Source organism: Rhodanobacter sp. Soil772 (genome assembly GCF_001428385.1).
GTDB lineage: Bacteria > Pseudomonadota > Gammaproteobacteria > Xanthomonadales > Rhodanobacteraceae > Rhodanobacter.
The window spans coordinates 672181-692353 of sequence record NZ_LMSK01000001.1; the positions used below are offsets into that span (position 1 = coordinate 672181).

Here is a 20173-nt window from a genome sequence, read left to right on the forward strand (position 1 = left end):
CGAGGGCCCCGGGGCATCGCCACCGGGGCCTTGACGGACACCCACAAAAAAGGCCGCTTGCGCGGCCTTTCTCATGGCATCGGCAGGCTGGACTCAGCGCTGACGAGCCTTGAAACGCGGGTTGCTCTTGCAGATCACGAACACCTTGCCGCGACGGCGCACAATCTTGCAGTCGCGATGCCGCGCCTTGGCGGACTTCAAAGAGTTAAGCACCTTCACGGCCAGCTCCTGACACTAAACGAAAATGTAAGCACGCAAGTATAACGACTCCAATGACTTGTCACAAGCCAGGTGCCGCGGTCGCTTCTGCCACCGTGGCCAGAAATTGCTGCAAGGCCGGGGCATGGTCGTCGGCCCTGCAAGCCACGGCCAACAGCAGGTAGGCGCCAGCGTCTTCCAGCGGCACGTAGCAGACCCCGGCCAGGCGCACGGTACGCATGCTGGCCGGCACCAGGGCCAGCCCCAAGCCGGCGGCAACCAGGGCCAGCAAGCCATTGATCTGTTGCGCGTGCTGGGTGATCGAGGGCTGGAAACCGGCCCGCGTCGCCAGTTCCACCAAGCGGTCATAGAGCGTTGCGGCGAGTTCGCGCGGTTGCGACACGAAGGCATCGCCGGCCACCTCGGCCAGGCGCAAGCTGTCGCGGCCGGCCATCGGATGGCCGGCGGGCAGGGCGAGCAGCAGGGGTTCACGGTCGATCACGCTGAACCGCAAGCCGCGGGCATCTTGTGCGTGCACCGGTTCGTCACGGACAAAGCCGACGTCGATCTGGCCGGCGAGCAGGGCGGCGAACTGCGGTTCGGTGTACATCTCGCTGAGTTGCAGGCGCACGTTGGGCGCGATCTGGCCAAAACGCAGCAGGGCCTGCGGCATGGCCGGATGGAACGAGACCGAGACGGTATAGGCCAGTCGCAGCTGGCCGCTATAGCCCGCCGCGGCAGCCACTACCTGGCTGCGTGCCTCGTCGACCTTGGCCAGGATCTGCCGGGCCTGCTCCAGGAAAATCCGGCCGGGCTCGGTCAGCGCCACGCTGCGCTTGGTGCGTTCCAGCAGGCGCACGCCCAGGTCCTGTTCCAGCGCCTGGATCTGCTGCGACAGCGGCGGCTGGGAAAGGTGCAGGCGCAGCGCCGCCCGGGTGAAGCTGAGCTCCTCGGCGACGGCCACGAAATAGCGCAACTGGCGAAGATCAAACATATAGCTATTTCGAATTAATGTGGCGCTAAATATATATTAGATACTTTATTGCGTCGATCATAAAATCACTCTCGTCCCGCCACTTCCCCTCCCCCCTAGTGGCGGCGGCCCTCGCCCCGCAGCGACGCTAAATACGGCATCTGGTTCAACTCCCCCCCTGAACCCATGTCGATGCGTCTCCCCTGCGGGGCGCTTTCTTTTTCACGGCCGACACCGCCGCCTGACGGCGGCGGTGTCGGGTCAGTGTGTCGGGACTAGATTTCGCTGGCCAGCCGGGTGCCCTGGGCGATCGCACGTTTGGCATCCAGCTCGGTAGCCACGTCGGCGCCGCCGATCACGTGCACCTTCATGCCGGCGGCGATCAGTTCGTCGGCGAGTCGGCGATTTGGCTCCTGGCCCGCACACACCACCACGTTGTCGACCGGCAGAACCTGCGGTTTTCCGTCGACGCTGACGTGCAGGCCCTGGTCGTCGAAACGCTCGTAGCCGACCTTGCCCAGCATGGTCACCCGCTTGGCCTTGAGCGTGGCCCGGTGCACCCAGCCGGTGGTCTTGTTGAGCCGTGCGCCGGGGCGGCCTTCGCTGCGCTGGAGCAGCCACACCTGCCGCGCCGGCGCTTCCGGCTGTGGCGGCTGTAGGCCGCTGCGTTGCCGCAGCTGCATATCCACGCCCCATTCGCGGGTCCAACGGGTCACGTCGGTGGTGGGCGAGGGCGGGGGTTCGACCAGGAACTCGGCCACGTCGAAACCGATGCCGCCGGCGCCGATGATCGCCACCCTGGCGCCCACCGGCCGGTGCCGCGCCAGCACATCGAGATAGCTCAGCACACGCGGATCGTCGCTGCCCGGAAAGCTCACCTGCCGCGGCGTGATGCCGGTGGCGATCACCACCTCGTCATAGCCACTGGCGTGCAGCGAGGCGGCATCCGCGGCCCGGCCGAGCTGAACGTCGACGCCGGTGTCCGCCAGTCGATGACGGTAGTAGCGCAGCGTTTCGTGGAATTCTTCCTTGCCCGGAATCTGCTTGGCGTAGTTGAACTGGCCGCCGATCTCGTTGGCCTGATCGATCAGGGTCACCGCATGGCCGCGCTCACCCAGCGTACTGGCACAGGCCATGCCGGCCGGCCCTGCGCCGATCACGGCGACGCGCTTGCGCACGCTGGTCGGCTCGATCTTCAGCTCGGTCTCGTGACAGGCCTGCGGGTTGACCAGGCAACTGGCGCGCTTGTTCTGGAACACGTGGTCGAGGCAGGCCTGGTTGCAGGCGATGCAGGTGTTGATGCGTTCGCTGCGGCCGGCCTTCGCCTTGTTCGCCCAGGCAGGATCGGCCAGCAGCGGACGTGCCATCGAGACCATGTCGGCCTCGCCGCCGGCCAGGATGCGTTCGGCCACATCCGGCATGTTGATCCGGTTGGTGGCGACCAACGGGATCGCCACCTCGCCCTTGAGCTTTTGCGTGACCCAGGCGAAGCCGCCACGCGGCACACTGGTGACGATGGTCGGAATGCGCGCTTCATGCCAGCCGATGCCGGTGTTGATGATGCTGGCGCCAGCTGCCTCGACCGCCTTGGCCAGGGTCGCGATCTCGCTCCAATCCTGGCCGCCCTCGACCAGGTCGAGCATCGACAGCCGGTAGATGATGATGAAGTCGCGACCCACGGCCTCGCGCGTGCGGCGCACGATCTCGACCGGAAAGCGCATGCGCCGGGCCGCGTCGCCGCCCCAGGCGTCGTTGCGCCGGTTGGTGCGGGCAGCGATGAATTCGTTGATCAGATAGCCTTCCGAGCCCATCACCTCGACGCCGTCGTAGCCGGCGTCCTGCGCCAACCTTGCGCAATGCACGAAATCGCCGATGGTGCGCTCCACGCCGCGTGCGGACAGCGCTCGCGGGGTGAACGGGGTGATCGGCGACTTGATCTTCGACGGCGCCACCGACAGCGGGTGATAGCCGTAGCGACCGGCGTGCAGGATCTGCATGCAGATGCGCCCGCCCTCGGCATGCACGGCGCGGGTGAGCTTGCGATGGCGCGGCTTGTGCCAGGGCAGGGTGAGCCGTCCGCCGAACGGCTTCAGCCAGCCCTGGATGCTGGGCGAGATGCCTCCGGTGACCATCAACCCGACGCCGCCGCGGGCGCGTTCGGCGAAATACGCGGCCAGCTTGTCGTAGTCGCTGGCCTTGTCCTCCAGCCCGGTGTGCATCGAGCCCATCAGGATGCGATTGGGCAGGGTGACGTGGCCCAGATCGAGCGGGGCGAACAGGTTCGGGTAATCCATGCGATCCACACGAGACTCAAACGATCGTATGAATGTGCCGGTGTTCGGTACCTGAAAGCAAGCGCCGTATGCGATACGGCGGCCGGGGTCAGGTCAGCAACTGGTGCACCAGCACGATGTAGCGGCGCATGGCTTCCTCTTCGGGGACGCCGTTCAACTGCGCCCAGGCCTCGTGCTTGGCGGTGCCGACGAAGTCGAAGAAGCCGGGCTGGGCGCGTTTCAGGTCGCCTTCCGAGCCCTGCTTGTAGAGCGCGTAGAGCTTCAGCAAGGTGTCGTTGTCGGGGCGCTTGGCCAATCGCTGGATGTCCTTGGCAGCCTGGTCGAACTCGCGGCGAAGGTCGGTCATAAGGCGGATCGGACATGGCTTGCGGACAAGGAGACCGGCTAGATAGCACGCGTCCCCGATGGGGTCAACGCGGTAAACTCCTCCGCTTTCGCCATTCAGCCAGGATCCTGTCATGAGCCATGCTCCCGCCGTTCCCGTACTCACCATCGACGGGCCATCGGGATCGGGCAAGGGCACCATCAGCGCACTGGTGGCCGAACGGCTGGGGTGGCGGTTGCTGGATTCCGGTGCGCTGTACCGCGCCGTGGGCTACGCCGCGGGCATGGCCGGACTGGACCTGTCGGACGTCGAGGCGGTGACCCGCTGCGCGCAGGGCACGAAGATCCATTTCCGCGCGGCCAGCGACGGCGGCGAGACCCGGGTGATCGTCAACGGGCACGACGCCACCGACGAATTGCGCACCGAAACCGCCGGTGCCGCGGCTTCGGCGATCGCCTCGATGCCCTCGGTGCGCGAGGCCCTGGTGGCGCTGCAGTTGGGCTTCCGCAAGGCGCCCGGCCTGGTCGCCGACGGGCGCGACATGGGCACGGTGATCTTCCCGGACGCGGCGCACAAGGTTTTCCTCACCGCGAGCGCCGCCGAGCGGGCGAAAAGGCGCTATAAGCAGTTGAAGGAAAAGGGGCTCAGCGTTACACTTGCCGGCCTTCAGCGAGAAATTGAGGCGCGTGACAGCCGCGATGCATCGCGGGCGGTTGCGCCGCTCAAGCCTGCCGAGGATGCCGTGCTGGTGGATACCACCGGGATGGGCATCGACGAGGTCGTCGCGAAAGTACTTGCCGTCGTGCAGCCCTGACCGGATTGCGCGACGGTTTCTGTGCCCCTGCCGCGGCAGGGGGTTTTGGCCAACGGTGACGACGGTCGGTTCCGTGGAACCACCCGAAGACACCCTCAACCGGTGGACCGGAAAGTTCGTGCGCAACACCCAACCAGGCGCAACGGATCACGGTCTTTTCCCACTATGGAATCAACATGACTGAAAGTTTTGCCGAACTGTTTGAACAGAGCCAACAGGCTATCTCCAAGCTGAAGCCCGGCGCCATCGTCACCGGCATCGTTGTGGAAATCCGCAATGACGTCGTCGTGATCAATGCCGGCCTGAAGAGCGAAGGCATCGTCCCGATCGAGCAGTTCAAGAGCGAGGACGGCGTGCTGGAGGTGCAGGTAGGCGACGAGGTGAAGGTAGCCCTCGAAGCTTTGGAAGACGGTTTCGGTGAAACCAAGCTGTCGCGCGAGAAGGCCAAGCGCTCGATGGTGTGGGACGACCTGGAGCAGGCGTTCGACAAGGAAGAGACCATCGTCGGCATGATTTCCGGCAAGGTCAAGGGCGGTTTCACCGTCGACATCAAGGATGTCCGCGCATTCCTGCCGGGCTCGCTGGTCGATGTGCGCCCGGTGCGCGACCCGGTCTACCTCGAGGGCAAGGAACTCGAGTTCAAGATCATCAAGCTGGACCGCAAGCGCAACAACGTGGTGGTCAGCCGCCGCGCCGTCGTCGAGACCGAGTTCTCCGAGGAGCGCGAGAAGCTGCTTGAGCGCCTGACCGAAGGTGCGGTGGTCAAGGGTACGGTCAAGAATCTCACCGACTACGGCGCGTTCGTGGACCTGGGCGGTATCGACGGCCTGCTGCACATCACCGACATGGCGTGGAAGCGCGTGCGTCATCCGTCCGAAGTCGTCAACGTCGGCGACGAACTGGACGTGCGCGTGCTGAAGTACGACAAGGAGCGCAACCGCGTTTCGCTGGGCCTGAAGCAGCTGGGCGACGACCCGTGGGTCGCCATCGCCCGCCGCTACCCGGTCGGCAGCCGCCTGTTCGGCAAGGTCTCCAACGTCACCGATTACGGCTGCTTCGTCGAGATCGAGCCGGGCGTGGAAGGCCTGGTGCACGTGTCCGAGATGGACTGGACCAACAAGAACGTCAACCCGGCCAAGGTGGTGCAGGTCGGTGACGAGACCGAAGTGACCGTGCTGGACGTGGACGAGGAGCGTCGCCGCATCTCGCTGGGCATCAAGCAGACGCGCTCCAATCCGTGGGAAGCGTTCGCCGCGATGCACAAGAAGGGCGACAAGGTCTCCGGCCAGATCAAGTCGATCACCGATTTCGGCGTGTTCATCGGCCTGGACGGCGGCATCGACGGCCTGGTGCACCTGTCCGACATCTCCTGGCAGATGTCCGGTGAAGACCTGGTGCGCAACTTCAAGAAGGGCGACGAGATCGAGGCCGTGGTGCTGGCGGTGGACCCGGAGCGCGAACGCATCTCGCTCGGCATCAAGCAGATGGAGCAGGATCCGTTCGGCCAGTTCATGGCGGCGAATCCGCGCGGCAGCATCGTCAACGGCACGGTCAAGGAAGTCGATGCGAAGGGCGCCGTGATCGATCTGGGCGAAGGCGTCGAGGGCTACCTGCGTGCCAACGACATCGCCAAGGAGCGTATCGACGATGCCACCTTGCACCTGAAGGTGGGCGACAAGGTCGAAGCCAAGTTCACCGGCATGGATCGCAAGGGTCGCCAGCTGGCGCTCTCGATCCGCGCGAAGGACGAGGAAGATGTGCCCGACACGTCGGTGGATTACTCGTCCGCTGCCAGCGGCACGACCAAGCTTGGTGCGCTGCTCAAGGAGCAGTTCAACAAGGCCGACTGATCACCTGCATCAGCCTGACGCGGGGCGGCATATCGCCGCCCCGCTGTTTCATGTCACGGACATTGGGGCCCATGACTAAATCCGAATTGATCGAGGCGCTGGCCAGGCGCCAGACCCACCTTGCGTTTGCCGACGTCGAGATGGCCGTGAAGAGCGTCATCGAGCAGATGAGCCATGCCCTGGCTCATGGCGAACGCATCGAAGTGCGCGGTTTCGGCAGCTTCGCGCTGCACTATCGACCGCCGCGCATGGGGCGCAACCCCAAGACGGGTGAAGCCGTGGCACTGCCCGGCAAGCACGTCCCGCACTTCAAACCGGGCAAGGAACTGCGCGAACGCGTCAACCAGGACCTGGAACAGAAAACCGCCTGACAAGTCGGTTGATATGCAGAAAAGCCGATCGAAGGCAGGCGACGCAAGTCGGTCCTGCCTTTTTATTGCGCGCCATCCGCGATGGCCGCAAGGCCGTCATGAATCGTTGCCGCATGGATCGCCCGCACTGCCTGTGCCTGTCACGAGCAATCGGGTAAAGTCTTGGCCATGCGACTGCTCGCCATCATCGTCCTCGTGATCTTCATCGCCGCCGGCACCGTGCTGGGCGCGCTCAATGCCGATCTGGTCGGCTACGACCTTGCGTTCGCCCAGGTACGATTGCCCAAGGGCGCTGCCTTGCTGGTCGCCCTGGTGATCGGCTGGTTGCTGGGCGGGCTTACCGCCTGGCTGGGCGTGAGCATGCGCCAGCGCCGCCGACAACTGCGTGCGGACAAGAAGCTGCCGGCCAAGCCATGAATCTCCTGTATGTGCTGGCTCCGCTGGTACCAGTCGCGTTCGTCCTGGGCTGGTGGGCCTCCCGCCAGATCGGCGCGCGCCGGTCCGGGGCCGAAGTCAGCGAGCTGTCCTCGGACTACTTCCGCGGCCTGAACTACCTGCTCAACGAGGAGCAGGACAAGGCGATCGAGGTCTTCCTCAAGCTGGCCGAATACAACCGCGACACGGTCGAGACGCACCTGGCGCTGGGCAACCTGTTCCGTCGCCGCGGCGAGGTGGACCGGGCGATCCGGCTGCACCAGCACCTGGTCTCGCGGCCGGGCCTGACCGACGCGATGAAGACGGTGGCCCTGCTGGAACTGGGCGAGGACTACATGCGCGCCGGCCTGCTGGATCGCGCCGAGGCGCTGTTCTCCGACCTGGTGGCGATGGACGCGCACGCGCCATCGGCGCTGCGCCACCTGATCGCGATCTATCAGCACGAACGCGACTGGCACAAGGCGATCGAGCATGCGCGCCGGCTGGAGGTGATGACCGGCGAGGACGAAGCGCCGATGATCGCCCAGTTCTATTGCGAACTGGCCGACCGCTCGCGCCAGCATGGCGCCCGCGCCGAAGCGCGCGACTACCTGCGCCAGGCGTTCGAATGCCAGCCCGATTGCGTACGCGCCTTCATGCTGACCGGCCGCCTGCAATCCGAAGACGGCCAGCACGTCGAAGCGGTGACGGCCTACGAGGCGGCGATCAAGGCCGATATCGCGTTTACCCCGGATATCCTGCCGCCGCTGCTCAACAGCTACGCCCGTTCGCAGCAGATGGAACGCGCCGAAGGTTTCCTGCACGACATGCTGGGGCGCTACCACGGCATCTCGCCGGTGCTGGCGTTGACTCATCTGTACCGGCAGCGCGACGGCGAGCGGGCGGCGATCGATTTCCTGACGGCGCAGTTGCGCCAGCGTCCGTCGGTGCGCGGGCTGATGGCGCTGATCGACGCCACCATGGACAAGATCGAGGGCGAGGCGCGCGAGAATTTCCTGATCCTGCGCGACCTGACCCGCAAGTTGCTGGAGGGCCAGGCGATGTATCGCTGCAGCCGTTGCGGCTTCGGCGCCAAGGCGCATCACTGGCAATGCCCCAGCTGCAAGAGCTGGAGTACGATCCGACCGATCCACGGTGTCGCCAGCGAGTGAGCGGAGCATGTATCTGACCATGGGATGGTTGCTGGCCAGCTTGTCGATCACCTTGCTGCTGGCGCGCGGCGCGATCGGCTATGCGCACCGGCGCGGCATGCTGGACCAGCCCGGACAACGCCGTTCGCACCGCCTGCCGACCCCGCGCGGCGGCGGCATCGGCATCGTCGTGGCGATGCTGGTCTGCCTGCCTGGCGTGCTGTCGGGTTTGCCGGCGGCATGGCCGACAAGCGTGATTGCCGGTCTGTTCGCCGCGCTCCTGCTGGTGGCGCTGGCTGGCTGGTGGGACGATCACCGCTCGTTGCCGGTACTGCCGCGGCTGGCTGTCCAGTTGCTGGCGGTCGGCCTGTTTTCGCTGAGCCTGCTGGCTACCGGCTTGTCATGGTGGTGGTTGCCGCTGTTGCTGATCGGCGGCGCCTGGAGCATCAACCTGCACAATTTCATGGACGGCATCGACGGCTTGCTGGCACAGCAGGCGATTTTCGTCGGCGCAGGTCTGGCCTTGCTGGCATGGGCGGCGGCGCAGCCCACGCTGGCCATGGCGGCGGCGGTCCTTGCCGCATCGGCGCTGGGCTTCTGGTGGTTCAACCGGCCACCGGCACGGATCTTCATGGGCGACGTCGGCAGTGGCAGCATCGGCCTGCTGATCTTTGCGTTCAGCGCGATGTTGTGGCGCGTCGAGCATGCCCTGCTATGGCCTGCACTGATCCTGTCGTCGACGTTCGTGGTCGATGCCAGCCTGACCCTGCTGACCCGCATGTGGCGCGGACGGCGCTGGTACACTGCACACCGCGAACACCTGTATCAGTGGCTGGTGCGCCGCGGGGGAACGCACGCACGGACAGGTGCCGCCTATCTGGGCTGGAATCTGCTGATCGCGGCGCCGTTGGCCTGGTTGGCCTGGAGTCATCTGCGAATGGCGCTGCCGATTACCATAACCGTCTATCTTGGAGCGGCAGTCGCATGGCTGGCGCTGAAACGTCGCTGCCTGCGACGCCCTCTGCCCAGGACACCCCATGTCGCTGCGTAAGCTTGTCGGCTTCATCCATCCGCGTATTGCCGTCGTGCTGCACGATCTGGCCATGGCCGTGTTCGCCTGGTGGATCGCCAAACTGTTGCGTTACACGCTGAGGCCGGACGAGCTGGTCAGCTTCCAGTCGCTGGAGTTCCCGATCGTGCTGCTGGTGCAGGGGCTGATCTTCCGCTGGACCGGGCTGTACAAGAGTGTCTGGCGTTTCGCCAGCCTGCCGGACCTGTGGAACATCGTGCGTGCCGTGGTGATCGGCTCGTTGCTCATCGGCGTATCGCTGTTCCTGTACGACCGGCTCGAGGGTGTGCCGCGTGCGGTGCTGGTGCTCTATCCGCTGCTGCTCGCCACGCTGCTCGGCGGCCCGCGGCTGGCCTACCGTTACTGGAAGGACAGCCGCAGCGACCTGCTGCAGAACCAGACCGCGAAGCGGGTCCTGATCGTGGGCGCGGATCGTGCCGGCGAAGTACTCGCGCGCGACCTGCGTCGCGACAACCGCTACGCCGTGGTCGGCTTCGTCGACGACAAGCCCAGCCTGCGCGGCGCCAGCATCAACGGTCACCCGGTACTGGGACGCTTCGACGAATTACCCGAGGTGGCCCGCGAAGTGGCGGTCGACATGCTGCTGATCGCGCTGCCGGGCGCATCGACGGCCGAAATGCGGCGGGTGGTATCGCTGTGCGACGCCACCGACCTGCCGTACCGGACGGTGCCGCGGCTGGAGGACGTGGTGGCCGGCCGCGCCCAGTTCAACCAGATCAAGGAAGTGGCGATCGAGGACCTGCTCGGCCGTGACGCGGTGGAACTGGACTGGACCGCGATCCGCGAAACCCTCAGCGGGCGCCGAGTGCTGATCACCGGCGGCGGCGGTTCGATCGGTTCGGAACTGTGCCGGCAGGTCGCCCGGCTGGGCGCGCAGTCGCTCACCGTGGTCGAACAGAGCGAATTCAACCTGTACCGGATCAGCCAGGAACTGCGTGCGCAGTTTCCCGAATTGATCCTTGACGGCATCCTCGCCAATTGCGGCGACCATACCGCGATGCAGAAAGCATTCGCGGATGCGCAGCCGCAGGTAGTGTTCCATGCGGCGGCCTACAAGCACGTGCCGATGCTGCAGGGGCAATTGCGCGCGGCGTTCCGCAACAACGTGCTGGGCACGCGCACGGTGGCCGATGCGGCCCGCGAAGTCGGGGTCGAGTGCTTCGTGCTGATCTCCACCGACAAGGCGGTCAATCCGACCAGCGTGATGGGCGCCTGCAAGCGCGTCGCCGAGATCTACTGCCAGAACCTCAACGCGCACGCCGATACCCGTTTCATGACGGTACGCTTCGGCAACGTGCTGGATTCGGCCGGCTCGGTGGTGCCGCTGTTCCGCCGGCAGATCCGCGAAGGTGGTCCGGTTACCGTGACGCACCCGGAAATATCGCGCTACTTCATGACGATCCCCGAGGCCTGCCAGCTGATCCTGCAGACCGCGAGCATCGGCAAGGGCGGCGAGATCTTCGCGCTCGACATGGGCGAGCCGGTGAAGATCCGCGACCTGGCCGAGCAGATGATCCGTCTCGCCGGAAAGAAGCCCGGCAGCGAAATCCCGATCGTGTACACCGGCCTGCGTGCGGGTGAAAAGCTGTTCGAGGAGCTGTTCCATCCGCTGGAGAACTACAGCGCCACCGCGCACGCCAAGATCTTCCTGGCACAACATCGCGAAGTGTCGTGGGAACTGTTGCAAGCGTTGCTGCACAAGGCTGCCGAGGCGGCCGACGTTTTCAATGAAGAAGAACTTCGACGCTGCGTGTCCAGCCTGCTGCCCTCGTTCCGCTGGAGCGAATCGGCACAGCCGGACAACGTGGTGTCGATCCGTCGCGCCAACCCGGAGATCAATGAGTGAGCAAGCCCCTGCGCAAAGTGGTGTTTCCCGTGGCCGGACTCGGCACGCGCTTCCTGCCGGCGACCAAGGTGGTCGCCAAGGAAATGCTGCCGGTTCTCGACAAGCCGCTGATCCAGTACGCCGTCGACGAGGCGGTGGACGCAGGTGCCGACACGCTGATCTTCGTCACCAACCGCTACAAGCACGCGATCGCCGACTACTTCGACAAGGCCTACGAGCTGGAGTCGAAGCTGCAGGAAAAGGGCAAGGCCGAACTGCTGGCGCTGGTGCAGGGCACCTTGCCGCGGCACGTGCGGGCGATCTTCGTGACCCAGCCCGAGGCACTCGGCCTGGGGCATGCGGTGCTGTGCGCGAAGCCGGTGGTCGGCGACGAGCCGTTCGGCGTGATCCTGCCGGATGACCTGATCTGGAACGGCCAGATGGGAGCAGGCGCCGGCAAGGGTGCGCTGCGGCAGATGGCCGAGCTCGCCGATGCGCAGCAGGCCGGCGTGATCGCGGTGGAGGAAGTGCCGCACAGCGACACCGACAAATACGGCATCGTCGACGCCACGCCGGTCGACGACCGCAGTGCCCTGATCCGCTACATGGTCGAGAAGCCCAAGCCGGCCGATGCGCCGTCGAACCTGGCCGTGGTCGGGCGTTACGTGCTGCCCGGCCGTATCTTCCAGCTGCTGGAACAGACCACGCCGGGCGCCGGCGGCGAGATCCAGCTCACCGATGCGATCGAGGCGCTGCTGAAAGAGCAGGGCAAGGTGCTGGCCTATCGTTTCGAAGGCATCCGTTTCGATTGCGGCAACAAGGCCGGCCTGGTGCGCGCCACCATGCACATGGCCATGCAGGACCCGAAGCTCGCGCCCACCGTGCGTGCCTTCCTCGGCCAGCTTTGAACCACGTTCGCGTCAACGTCCGGGTTTGAGCGATATGCTTGCCCGGTTACGGACATCGGCGTCGGCCATCGCTGCAGCATGAATCCATCCTCGCCCACCTCCTACTACCGCGCCACGGCCACGCCGTACGCGGCCTGGACGCCACTTCAGGGCAGCGCGCACGCGCGTGTTGCCGTCATCGGTGGCGGCTTTGCCGGCTTGAACACGGCGCTCGGGCTGGCCGAGCGCGGCGTGCGCGACGTGGTGCTGCTGGAACGCGAGCAGGTCGGTTTCGGCGCGTCCGGCCGCAACGGCGGCTTCGTCTTTGCCGGCTACTCGCTGGGCGAGCAATCACTGCTCGACCAACTGGGCGAGGCACGCGCGCAGGCGCTGTTCAAGCTCACCACCGAAGCGGTCGGGCGGATCCGCCGGCGCATCGCCGACCACGCAATCACCTGCGATGCGGTCGACGAAGGCGTGATCTGGGCCAACTGGTTCCGCGACCCCGCCGTGCTGCGCCAGCGCCAGCAACTGCTGGCCGAACATTACGGCGTGCAGTGGCAGTGGCTGCCCGAAACCGAACTGCGCGCGCGCATCCGCAGCGAGCGCTATCACGATGGCCTGTACGAGCGCGACGCGTTGCACCTGCACCCGCTCAACTATGCGATTGGCCTGGCCGCGGCGGCAGCCGGGCAGGGCGTGCGCATCCACGAGAACAGCGGCGTGCGCAGCCTCGCGCGCGAGGGTCTGCAATGGCGCCTGCGCACCGCGCAAGGCGAACTGCTGGCCGATCAGGTAGTGCTGGCCTGCGGCGGTTACCTGGCTGGCCTGCAGAAGCCGATCGATCGGGCGATCCTGCCGATCGCCACCTACGTGATGGTGACCGAGCCGCTCGGCGCTCGCCTGGACGAGTGCCTGCACACCCGCGCAGCGATCTACGACAGCCGCTTCGCGTTCGACTACTACCGCGCGCTGCCGGATACGCGGCTGCTGTGGGGCGGGCGCATCTCGGTGCTCAACCGCTCGCCACGCGGAGTGCAGCGCCTGCTGACGAGGGACCTGCTGCGGGTATTCCCGCAACTGAAAGGCGTGCGCATCGAGCATGCCTGGTCGGGCCTGATGAGCTACGCGCGGCATCAGATGCCGCAGATCGGCGGCGACGGCGACGGCCTGTGGTGGGCCCAGGCCTTCGGCGGCCACGGCTTGGCGCCGACCTGCGCCGCCGGCGAGTTGCTGGCGGCGGCGATCGCCGAGGGCGACGACCGCTGGAAGCAGTTCGCCGACTACGGCTTGGGCAGCACCCACCGCCCATTCGGTTATCTTGCGGCGCAGGCCAGCTACTGGTGGCAGCAAAGCCGCGACTGTCTGAAAACGAGGTTGGAAGGATGAGTGCAACGAATCACCCGGAAATCAGCTGGGCCGATTTCGAGAAAGTCCTGATCGTCGCCGGCACGGTGACCAGGGTCGAGCCATTCCCTGAGGCACGCAAGCCGGCATGGAAAGTGTGGGCGGATTTCGGACCCTACGGCGAGAAGAAGACCAGCGCGCAGATCGCCGCGCTATACCGGGCAGAGGACTTGCTCGGCCGACAGATCGTGGGCGTGATCAACTTTCCGGAAAAGCAGATCGGCCCGTTCCGCTCGCAGTTCCTGCTGACCGGCTTTCCCACCGACGATGGCGTGGTGGTCACCGCGATCGAGCGCCCGGTACCGAACGGCACCCGGTTGGCCTGAGCCGGCCGCGCGTTGCCCGCGATTTGCCAGCAACGCGCCAGCATATGTTCGCCAGCGCCGGCCACCATGACGACTTCGTTTCCGCCATGGAGCCCCGCATGAACCCCTTCATCCGCACGCTGTGGATTGGCGCCGCCCTGTTCGCGGCAGGTATGGCGCACGCGAACAATGCCGCCTGGAGCCAGCCGCAGCAGCCGTTCCGCATCTACGGCAACAGCTGGTACGTGGGCACGCAGGGACTGAGCGCGATCCTGATCACTTCGCCGCAGGGCCACGTGCTGATCGACGGCACGCTGGAAGGCAATGCGGCGCAGATCGAGGCGAACATCCGCGCGCTCGGTTTCCGCCTGCGCGACATCAAGCTGATCCTCAACTCGCACGCCCACTCCGACCACGCCGGGGCGATCGCCAGGCTGGCGCACGACAGCGGCGCCACGGTAGCGGCAAGCGCGGCCGGCGCGAAGGAGCTGCATTCGGGCGGCCATGATCCGGACGACCCGCAATTCGGCATGGCGCCACGCTATCCGGCGGTCGCGCCGGTCGAGGTGGTCGCCGATGGCGCTGCCGTGCAGGTGGGGTCGATCGCCATCACGGCGCACTACACGCCCGGCCACACGCCAGGCAGCACGTCATGGACCTGGCGCTCCTGCGAAAAGAAACGCTGCCTGTCGCTGGCTTACGTCGACAGCCTCACCGCACTCGGCCACGATGGCTTCCGCTACAGCGACGACCCGGCACGGGTCGCGAGTTTCCGCCGGTCCTTCGCAACGGTCGCCGGCTTGCCGTGCGACATCCTGATCACTCCGCACCCCGAGGTCAGCGGCTTCATGCAGAAGATCGCCGCGCGCGATCGCAAGCATTCGCCCGATGCCCTGGTCGACACCGGCGCCTGTCGCGCCTATGCCGCGGCGGCGCAGCCGCGCTTCGAGGAACGCCTGGCGAAGGAGCAGCAGGAGGCGCGCGCAACGGGCAAGTGAGCCGATGCCGGTCGATCAGCGATCCAGCCAGACCTCCAGCCCCTGCGCATTCAACTCGATATCCATGCCCAGCAGCTGGCGCAAGGCGTCGCGTCCGTGGCGCCAGCCGTGGGCCGCGGCACGGGTCGCGTAGAGATCGGTCAGCGACTCCATCAGCACGGCATGCCGGTCGGGCTTGCCGTGCGCGGCGCGGGCGAGATCCACCATCGCGTCGATCTGCGCATGCAGGTCGGCGGCCAATCGTTCGACGCTCTCCACCCGGCCGTAGTGGGTGAGGTACATCGCGTCGGGTTTCAGGGCGACCAGCCGCTCGATCGACGCATGCAGCGCTGGCGGATCGAACTGCACCGGCGAGGTGGTAGGCAGGATGAACGGGCCGTTCGCGGTGTCGAAATCGCGATACGACAAGCCGAACACGTCGCCGGTGAAGCACACGTTGGCGCGCTCGTCGTACACAGTAAGGTGGTGCTTCGCGTGGCCGGGCGTGTCGATGCACAGCAGCGGCCTGCCAGCCAGTTCCACCACGTGCCCGTCCGGCGCCTCGATGACGCGCTCGGCAGGAATCGGGCGCAGCCGGCCGTAGGTCTGCTCCATCACCGCCTCGCCATACACCGCGCTGGCGCCGGCCCACAGCACCGAGGGATCGATCATGTGGCGCGCGCCGCGCGGATGCACTACCAGCTGCGCGTTCGGCAGCCGCGCGATCAATTCGCCGGCGCCGCCGGCATGGTCCAGGTGCACGTGGGTGAGGATCAGCCAGTCCACCGCGGCAGCGGCGATTCCCGCCTCGTCCAGCGCCGCCAGCATGCGCGGCACGGCGAAGTTCGTGCCGCAGTCGATGAAGGCGCCGCGGTCGTTCTCCACGACCAGGTAGGCCGCGTCGAACTGCGGCCGCACGAAGCCGGTGTCGATGGTGTGGATGCCGTGGGTGCTTGCCATGCCTGCCTCGCGAACCGGACGATCCGGCGAGGGTAGCAAGTCACTGCGGGACGGACACCCGGACCATGGTCGCAATGGCTGCCTGAAAGGTGCATCCTGCATGGGTCGTCGCAGCGCTGGGGAACCTTGGGGCGCGCTGCCGCATCCGATCAGTTGTTACTCACTTCATCAACGCGTGACTCAGGGGGAACGATATGCTGCTCTATGCGATTCTGGTTTTTGCGATTGCCGCCATTGGCGGACTGGTGCTGGCTTCCAGCGTGTTGCGCGGCAAGCTGGCGCCGTGGGCGATCTCGGTGCTGCACGCGCTGCTTGGTGCCAGTGGTCTGGTGCTGCTGATCCTCGTGGTGCTGCAGGGTGCGGCGCCGGGGCGGCTCACCGCGGCGCTGGGTCTGCTGGTGGTTGCGGCGCTGGGCGGCTTCTTCCTCGCCTCGTTCCACCTGCGCAAGCAGATCGCGCCGAAGGCTGTGGTGTTCGTGCACGCCGGTGTCGCGGTGGCCGGTTTCCTCACCCTGCTGAGCCTGCTGCTGGGCTGAGGTATCGCCATGCGCCATCCACTCCATCCCGCGCTGGTCCACTTCCCGATTGCCTGCTGGTCGCTGGCCACGGCGGCGGATCTTGCCAGCCCGGTATGGGGTGAACCGGCGTGGCGCCTTGCCGGCGTATTGCTGATGGCGGGGGTCGGCTTCTCGATCCCCGCCATGCTGGCCGGCTTTCTCGAGCTGGCCAAGGTCGCCGAGGACAATCCGGCGATCAAGGACGTCAATCGGCACATGATCATGGTGATGAGCGCGCTGACCTGCTATGTGGTCAGCCTGTTCCTGCGCCTGCACGGCACCGAATTGATCGAACCCGGGCTGCTGGCAATCGGGCTGAGCGTGCTGGGCTTCCTGTGCCTGGGCGTAGCCGGCTGGCTCGGCGGGAAGCTGGTGTACGGGCATCGACTCGGCGTCAGTCCGCCGTCCGCCTAGCCACTTTCGCCGGCCGCGGCACGCGCCACAGGTACCAGGCGGCAGCGGTGCGATGCGGGCTCCATGCTTCGCCGATCGCCGCCATCGTCTTCGCTGACGGCGCGGTTTCCAGCGACTTCAGCAGGCGGTGGCCCTCGCGTACGCCGAAGTCGTCTGCCGGCAGGATGTCGGGCCGATCCAGGCTGTAGATCAGGAACATCTCCACGGTCCAGCGGCCGATCCCTTTCAGCGCGCTGAGCCGGGCGATCAGTACCTCGTCCGGCAACGCCAAGGCCGTAACCAGATCCGGCACCACACCATCCAGCGTGGCCGCGGCGATGCCGCGGATCGTCTCGATCTTGCGCGCCGAAAAACCACAGGCACGCATGCTGTCGAAGTCGGCATCGAGCAATTGCGCCGGCGACGGAAACGCCTGCCGCGGATGCAAAGCCAGCAGCCGCGCCAGGATCGCGTCACCAGCCTTCACGTGCAGCTGCTGGTAGGCCACCGCGCGCACCAGTGCCTCGTACGGCTCGCGCGCCGGTTTCGGTTCGTGGCCACAGGGGCCAATCTGCGCAACCAGACGCGCCCAGTCGGCATCGATCGAGGTCAGGAACGCCGATGCTCCGGCATACGCTGCCCGGGATGGCTCACGGTTTTTCATCGGCGGCATCGCTCCCGTGGGTCGCGGACTGCACATCGGCACTCAGGCATTGATGTTCCAGTGGTTTGCATGAACTACACCGAGCGCAACGCCTGCGTCGGCTCGACCTTCACAGCGCGCAGGGAAGGGAACACGGCGGCGCCCTGTCCGAGCAGGATCACGATGAGCGCGCACAGAAGCAGCTCCCACGCCGGCAATCGTCCCACCCCGTAATGACTCCACAGCCAGATGTTCAAGCCGCGCGCGACAACCATGCCGAACAGGACGCCGGCCAGACAGAGCAGCGCGTTCTCGATCAGGAAGTAGCGCACGATGGCCGCGCGTGTCGCACCGAGAGCACGGCGAATGCCGATCTGCCGCTTTCGCCGCGCCACCCAGAAGCTGGTCAGGCCCACGATGCCCAGGGCGGTGACCAGCACCAGGACGCAGCACACGATACCCAGCGCGATGGCCATGGAGCGATCTTTCTCATAGGCGGTGCTGCGGATTTCGTCGAGCGGCCGCAGTCGCCCGAAGATCCGCTGCGGATTCGACGCGATCAGCGCCTTCTTCACCTCCGGCATCGTGGCGTCGAGCGAACCGGGCGTGACGCGCACCATGAGCAGGCCGCCCGGGCCGGCACTGGCAATCGGGACGATGATCGAGTTTTCGCTCACCGCCTTGTCGATGGTGCCGGCCGCAGCCGGCGACTGCAGACGTTCCACCACGCCGATGATGGCGACCGGCTTGCCCGCATCCGATGACAGATAGATCGACTTGCCCAGGGCTTCCTCCCGGGGAAACAGTTGCCGGGCCAGCGTCCGGCTGACGATGGCCACACCCGGCATGGGCCCCGCATTGAAATTGCCCTGCAGCACGTCTTCGGCCGTGAAATTGCGTCCCGCCAGCAGGTGCAGGCCCAGCGTGCCGATGCCGTGCTGATCCATCGCGTAAACGGCGGTCTGGGCGCTCTGGTCCCGCTGGTTGCTGGCATCGGGAAGCAGGCTGACGCCTTCGCTCCAGCCGCTGCCCCGCAAGGGGTAGGTGTTGGTTGCCACCGCATCGACCACGCCGGGAACGGCGCGCACGCGGCTCAGGTCCGTGTCCAGTGCCGCCTTGCTCCCGCTGCCGCTGGTGAGCCGGAAACCGATCGCGAACAGGTTGTGCTCGTCCGTCCCGGTGGGACGGCTCAGCAAGGCCGTGCGCTCACCGACGATGGAGATCACGTTGCTGATGATCGCCAAGGTCAGGGCGACCTGTATCACCACCAGCAAGGCGCCGATCTTGCTTCGCCTCAGTGCCGCCAGGATCGGTGCTACTTCCATGCTCATCTCTCGGTGTCCGGATGGTGGGGTGCGCTACAGCTACGCAAGATTCGCAAGTGCTAACCGACCTTCAATTGCAGCGCCGGCGCGATCCGCATGGCCCGCCATGCCGGATAGAACCCGGCGACAAGGGTCGCGCCTGTCGCCAGCGCCAGCGTGATCGCCAACAGCGAGGCATCCATGCTGGCGATCCGCCCCATGCCGACCGGGAACAGGGTGCGCAGTGCCCACAGCGCCAGTACGGTGAGGGACAACCCGAACACGCCGCCGAGCAACCCGATGACGCCGGACTCGATGATGGCCTGCGCGAAGATGTTGCGGCCGCTGGCGCCCAGCGCGCGGCGCAGGCCGAACTCGCCCGCGCGCTCGAGCGACTTGGCGAGCATCAGCCCCAGCGCGCCGACGAGGCAGACGACGAAAAAGCTGAAGGCGACGAGCACCGAGAGCCTGGCATCGTTGGGCACGACTTTCTGCGCCACCAGCCAGTCGCGCACGTTGCGCAGGCGCACGTTCGGCTTCCAGGCAAACCGGCCGGCCTGTGTTTGGTCGCGTGCGTAATTCGTCAGGAAGCGCCGATACGCCTCAGCCTCTGCCGACGTGGGCAGTTCGGCCCAGAACTGCAGCCACACGCACTCCGAGCGGATCAGGTCATCAAAGGTTTCGCCGCGGGGGCCGGCGTCGCAGAACTCATATTCGGAAGTGGACATCTGCTTGCCGATGGTCAGCGTGAGCGGAAGAAACGCATCTTCGCCTTCCTCGAAGTCCTGTCCGTTGATGACGTCGTAGTAGCGCGGCTTCGGGTCCCACGTGTCGATAACGCCGACCACCCGGTAGCTGGCATCGTTCAGATACACCGATTTCCCCACGCTGTCGGCGCCGCCGAAGAGGCGCTCGTTGAGCGACTTGCTCAAGACGACCAGTGCAGCGCCCCTGGCGCCGTCGGACGCATCCCAGGCATGCCCGTAGCGCATCGGCACGTCGAACATCCTGAAAAAGTCCGGCGACGTCGCCCGTGCGGCGATGGAGAAAGGCTTCAGGCTGCGATCCGCCGGAATCACCGTCGCCGACACCTGATACATGGCCACCTGATGGCGTGCCTCATGCGCGGCCAGCAGCGCCATCGCGTCCCGATAGGTGAGCTGGGTGGGCGGCTCGTCGTCGCCCGCCTTGCGGCTGCGCGGACCGCCGTTGTCGAGTTGCACGGCGTAGAGCTGACTCGATTTCTGCGGAATCGGGTCGCGGGCCATCACATACAGGATGGTGTAGGCGGTCATGGTCATCGCCACGCCCAGCCCGATGGCGACCACCATCAAGGCAGTGAGCATGGGGTTGCGACGGAAGCTGACCAGGGCCAGCCGAAGATAATAGGTCACCATGGCATCGCCTTTCCCCCGAAGTGCTGCCTGATGTCCGA

General features: G+C 66.2%; 21 protein-coding genes. 13 read left to right on the forward strand and 8 right to left on the reverse strand.

Annotated elements, in window-relative coordinates; genetic code table 11:
• Positions 1-93: 93 nt before the first annotated feature.
• From ykgO to ASG75_RS03265, 4 genes are all read right to left on the reverse strand, one after another.
• Positions 94-219: a type B 50S ribosomal protein L36 gene (gene ykgO / locus ASG75_RS03250; RefSeq protein ID WP_007080705.1), complete on the reverse strand. Its 126-nt coding sequence runs from the start codon at positions 217-219 to the stop codon at positions 94-96.
• A 61-nt stretch (positions 220-280) separates the two neighbouring features.
• Positions 281-1192 carry a LysR substrate-binding domain-containing protein gene (locus tag ASG75_RS03255; RefSeq protein ID WP_056385661.1) on the reverse strand — a complete coding sequence of 304 codons (912 nt, stop codon included), beginning with the start codon at positions 1190-1192 and terminating at the stop codon, positions 281-283.
• 254 nt (positions 1193-1446) lie between these two features.
• Complete coding sequence (locus ASG75_RS03260) at positions 1447-3465, reverse strand: NADPH-dependent 2,4-dienoyl-CoA reductase (protein WP_056385662.1); 2019 nt, start codon at positions 3463-3465, stop codon at positions 1447-1449.
• Between the two features lie 88 nt (positions 3466-3553).
• Positions 3554-3811, reverse strand: coding sequence for an acyl-CoA-binding protein (locus tag ASG75_RS03265; RefSeq protein ID WP_056385664.1), 258 nt, complete (start codon positions 3809-3811; stop codon positions 3554-3556).
• Positions 3812-3923: 112 nt separating this feature from the next.
• Here ASG75_RS03265 and cmk point away from each other — a divergent pair, with 112 nt between their 5' ends.
• The 11 genes from cmk (at position 3924) to bla (ending at position 14902) form a co-directional block, all read left to right on the forward strand.
• Complete coding sequence (gene cmk, locus ASG75_RS03270) at positions 3924-4604, forward strand: (d)CMP kinase (protein WP_082547480.1); 681 nt, start codon at positions 3924-3926, stop codon at positions 4602-4604.
• A gap of 176 nt (positions 4605-4780) precedes the next feature.
• On the forward strand, positions 4781-6454 hold the full coding sequence (gene rpsA, locus ASG75_RS03275; RefSeq protein ID WP_056385666.1) for a 30S ribosomal protein S1: 1674 nt from the start codon (positions 4781-4783) through the stop codon (positions 6452-6454).
• 71 nt (positions 6455-6525) lie between these two features.
• A complete protein-coding gene (locus ASG75_RS03280) occupies positions 6526-6825 on the forward strand; it encodes an integration host factor subunit beta (protein WP_008436224.1) in 300 nt (99 codons plus the stop codon).
• 168 nt (positions 6826-6993) lie between these two features.
• A complete protein-coding gene (locus tag ASG75_RS03285; protein ID WP_056385668.1) occupies positions 6994-7242 on the forward strand; it encodes a LapA family protein in 249 nt (82 codons plus the stop codon).
• Complete coding sequence (lapB, locus tag ASG75_RS03290) at positions 7239-8411, forward strand: lipopolysaccharide assembly protein LapB (RefSeq protein WP_056385670.1); 1173 nt, start codon at positions 7239-7241, stop codon at positions 8409-8411. The genes ASG75_RS03285 and lapB overlap by 4 nt, the downstream gene beginning before the upstream one ends.
• A gap of 7 nt (positions 8412-8418) precedes the next feature.
• Positions 8419-9441 (forward strand): glycosyl transferase family 4, encoded by a 1023-nt coding sequence (locus ASG75_RS03295; protein ID WP_056385672.1) that lies wholly within the window; start codon positions 8419-8421, stop codon positions 9439-9441.
• Positions 9428-11326 carry a nucleoside-diphosphate sugar epimerase/dehydratase gene (locus ASG75_RS03300; protein WP_056385675.1) on the forward strand — a complete coding sequence of 633 codons (1899 nt, stop codon included), beginning with the start codon at positions 9428-9430 and terminating at the stop codon, positions 11324-11326. The genes ASG75_RS03295 and ASG75_RS03300 overlap by 14 nt, the downstream gene beginning before the upstream one ends.
• Positions 11323-12213, forward strand: a complete 891-nt coding sequence (gene galU / locus ASG75_RS03305; RefSeq protein ID WP_056385676.1) for a UTP--glucose-1-phosphate uridylyltransferase GalU — start codon at positions 11323-11325, stop codon at positions 12211-12213. The genes ASG75_RS03300 and galU overlap by 4 nt, the downstream gene beginning before the upstream one ends.
• Positions 12214-12291: 78 nt before the next feature.
• Positions 12292-13581, forward strand: coding sequence for an FAD-binding oxidoreductase (locus tag ASG75_RS03310; protein ID WP_056385678.1), 1290 nt, complete (start codon positions 12292-12294; stop codon positions 13579-13581).
• Complete coding sequence (locus ASG75_RS03315) at positions 13578-13925, forward strand: tRNA-binding protein (RefSeq protein WP_056385680.1); 348 nt, start codon at positions 13578-13580, stop codon at positions 13923-13925. Before ASG75_RS03310 ends, ASG75_RS03315 begins: the two co-directional genes overlap by 4 nt.
• A gap of 98 nt (positions 13926-14023) precedes the next feature.
• On the forward strand, positions 14024-14902 hold the full coding sequence (gene bla / locus ASG75_RS03320; protein ID WP_056386984.1) for a subclass B3 metallo-beta-lactamase: 879 nt from the start codon (positions 14024-14026) through the stop codon (positions 14900-14902).
• Positions 14903-14917: 15 nt separating this feature from the next.
• Here bla and ASG75_RS03325 read toward each other — a convergent pair whose 3' ends face one another.
• Entirely contained in the window at positions 14918-15841 is a 924-nt protein-coding gene (locus tag ASG75_RS03325) for an MBL fold metallo-hydrolase (RefSeq protein ID WP_056385682.1), read from the reverse strand.
• A 194-nt stretch (positions 15842-16035) separates the two neighbouring features.
• On the opposite strand from ASG75_RS03325, the gene ASG75_RS03330 reads away from it, so the two are divergent.
• Both ASG75_RS03330 and ASG75_RS03335 read left to right on the forward strand, forming a co-directional pair.
• The gene (locus ASG75_RS03330; RefSeq protein ID WP_056385684.1) at positions 16036-16377 is read left to right on the forward strand and encodes a hypothetical protein; all 342 of its coding nucleotides are present in this window, start codon (positions 16036-16038) and stop codon (positions 16375-16377) included.
• A 9-nt stretch (positions 16378-16386) separates the two neighbouring features.
• Positions 16387-16812: a DUF2231 domain-containing protein gene (locus ASG75_RS03335; protein ID WP_056385686.1), complete on the forward strand. Its 426-nt coding sequence runs from the start codon at positions 16387-16389 to the stop codon at positions 16810-16812.
• Here the strand turns inward: ASG75_RS03335 and ASG75_RS03340 are convergent.
• From ASG75_RS03340 to ASG75_RS03350, 3 genes are all read right to left on the reverse strand, one after another.
• On the reverse strand, positions 16793-17455 hold the full coding sequence (locus tag ASG75_RS03340) for a DNA-3-methyladenine glycosylase (RefSeq protein WP_056385688.1): 663 nt from the start codon (positions 17453-17455) through the stop codon (positions 16793-16795). The two genes, ASG75_RS03335 and ASG75_RS03340, sit on opposite strands and share 20 nt — an antisense overlap.
• 74 nt (positions 17456-17529) lie before the next feature.
• Positions 17530-18765, reverse strand: coding sequence for an FtsX-like permease family protein (locus ASG75_RS03345; RefSeq protein WP_056385690.1), 1236 nt, complete (start codon positions 18763-18765; stop codon positions 17530-17532).
• Positions 18766-18818: 53 nt separating this feature from the next.
• Positions 18819-20135 (reverse strand): ABC transporter permease, encoded by a 1317-nt coding sequence (locus ASG75_RS03350; RefSeq protein WP_056385692.1) that lies wholly within the window; start codon positions 20133-20135, stop codon positions 18819-18821.
• Positions 20136-20173 lie beyond the last annotated feature (38 nt).

Bases quoted from the DNA above. Each gene is read 5' to 3' on its own strand.
- ASG75_RS03295 (WP_056385672.1), top strand. From the start codon at position 8,419: ATGTATCTGACCATGGGATGGTTGCTGGCCAGCTTGTCGATCACCTTG.
- ASG75_RS03285 (WP_056385668.1), top strand. From the start codon at position 6,994: ATGCGACTGCTCGCCATCATCGTCCTCGTGATCTTCATCGCCGCCGGC.
- lapB (WP_056385670.1), top strand. From the start codon at position 7,239: ATGAATCTCCTGTATGTGCTGGCTCCGCTGGTACCAGTCGCGTTCGTC.
- ASG75_RS03325 (WP_056385682.1), bottom strand. From the start codon at position 15,841: ATGGCAAGCACCCACGGCATCCACACCATCGACACCGGCTTCGTGCGG.
- ASG75_RS03280 (WP_008436224.1), top strand. From the start codon at position 6,526: ATGACTAAATCCGAATTGATCGAGGCGCTGGCCAGGCGCCAGACCCAC.
- ASG75_RS03260 (WP_056385662.1), bottom strand. From the start codon at position 3,465: ATGGATTACCCGAACCTGTTCGCCCCGCTCGATCTGGGCCACGTCACC.
- ASG75_RS03300 (WP_056385675.1), top strand. From the start codon at position 9,428: ATGTCGCTGCGTAAGCTTGTCGGCTTCATCCATCCGCGTATTGCCGTC.
- ASG75_RS03335 (WP_056385686.1), top strand. From the start codon at position 16,387: ATGCGCCATCCACTCCATCCCGCGCTGGTCCACTTCCCGATTGCCTGC.
- ASG75_RS03315 (WP_056385680.1), top strand. From the start codon at position 13,578: ATGAGTGCAACGAATCACCCGGAAATCAGCTGGGCCGATTTCGAGAAA.
- rpsA (WP_056385666.1), top strand. From the start codon at position 4,781: ATGACTGAAAGTTTTGCCGAACTGTTTGAACAGAGCCAACAGGCTATC.
- ASG75_RS03340 (WP_056385688.1), bottom strand. From the start codon at position 17,455: ATGAAAAACCGTGAGCCATCCCGGGCAGCGTATGCCGGAGCATCGGCG.
- ASG75_RS03265 (WP_056385664.1), bottom strand. From the start codon at position 3,811: ATGACCGACCTTCGCCGCGAGTTCGACCAGGCTGCCAAGGACATCCAG.
- cmk (WP_082547480.1), top strand. From the start codon at position 3,924: ATGAGCCATGCTCCCGCCGTTCCCGTACTCACCATCGACGGGCCATCG.
- ASG75_RS03310 (WP_056385678.1), top strand. From the start codon at position 12,292: ATGAATCCATCCTCGCCCACCTCCTACTACCGCGCCACGGCCACGCCG.
- bla (WP_056386984.1), top strand. From the start codon at position 14,024: ATGAACCCCTTCATCCGCACGCTGTGGATTGGCGCCGCCCTGTTCGCG.
- ASG75_RS03350 (WP_056385692.1), bottom strand. From the start codon at position 20,135: ATGGTGACCTATTATCTTCGGCTGGCCCTGGTCAGCTTCCGTCGCAAC.
- ASG75_RS03330 (WP_056385684.1), top strand. From the start codon at position 16,036: ATGCTGCTCTATGCGATTCTGGTTTTTGCGATTGCCGCCATTGGCGGA.
- ASG75_RS03345 (WP_056385690.1), bottom strand. From the start codon at position 18,765: ATGAGCATGGAAGTAGCACCGATCCTGGCGGCACTGAGGCGAAGCAAG.
- ASG75_RS03255 (WP_056385661.1), bottom strand. From the start codon at position 1,192: ATGTTTGATCTTCGCCAGTTGCGCTATTTCGTGGCCGTCGCCGAGGAG.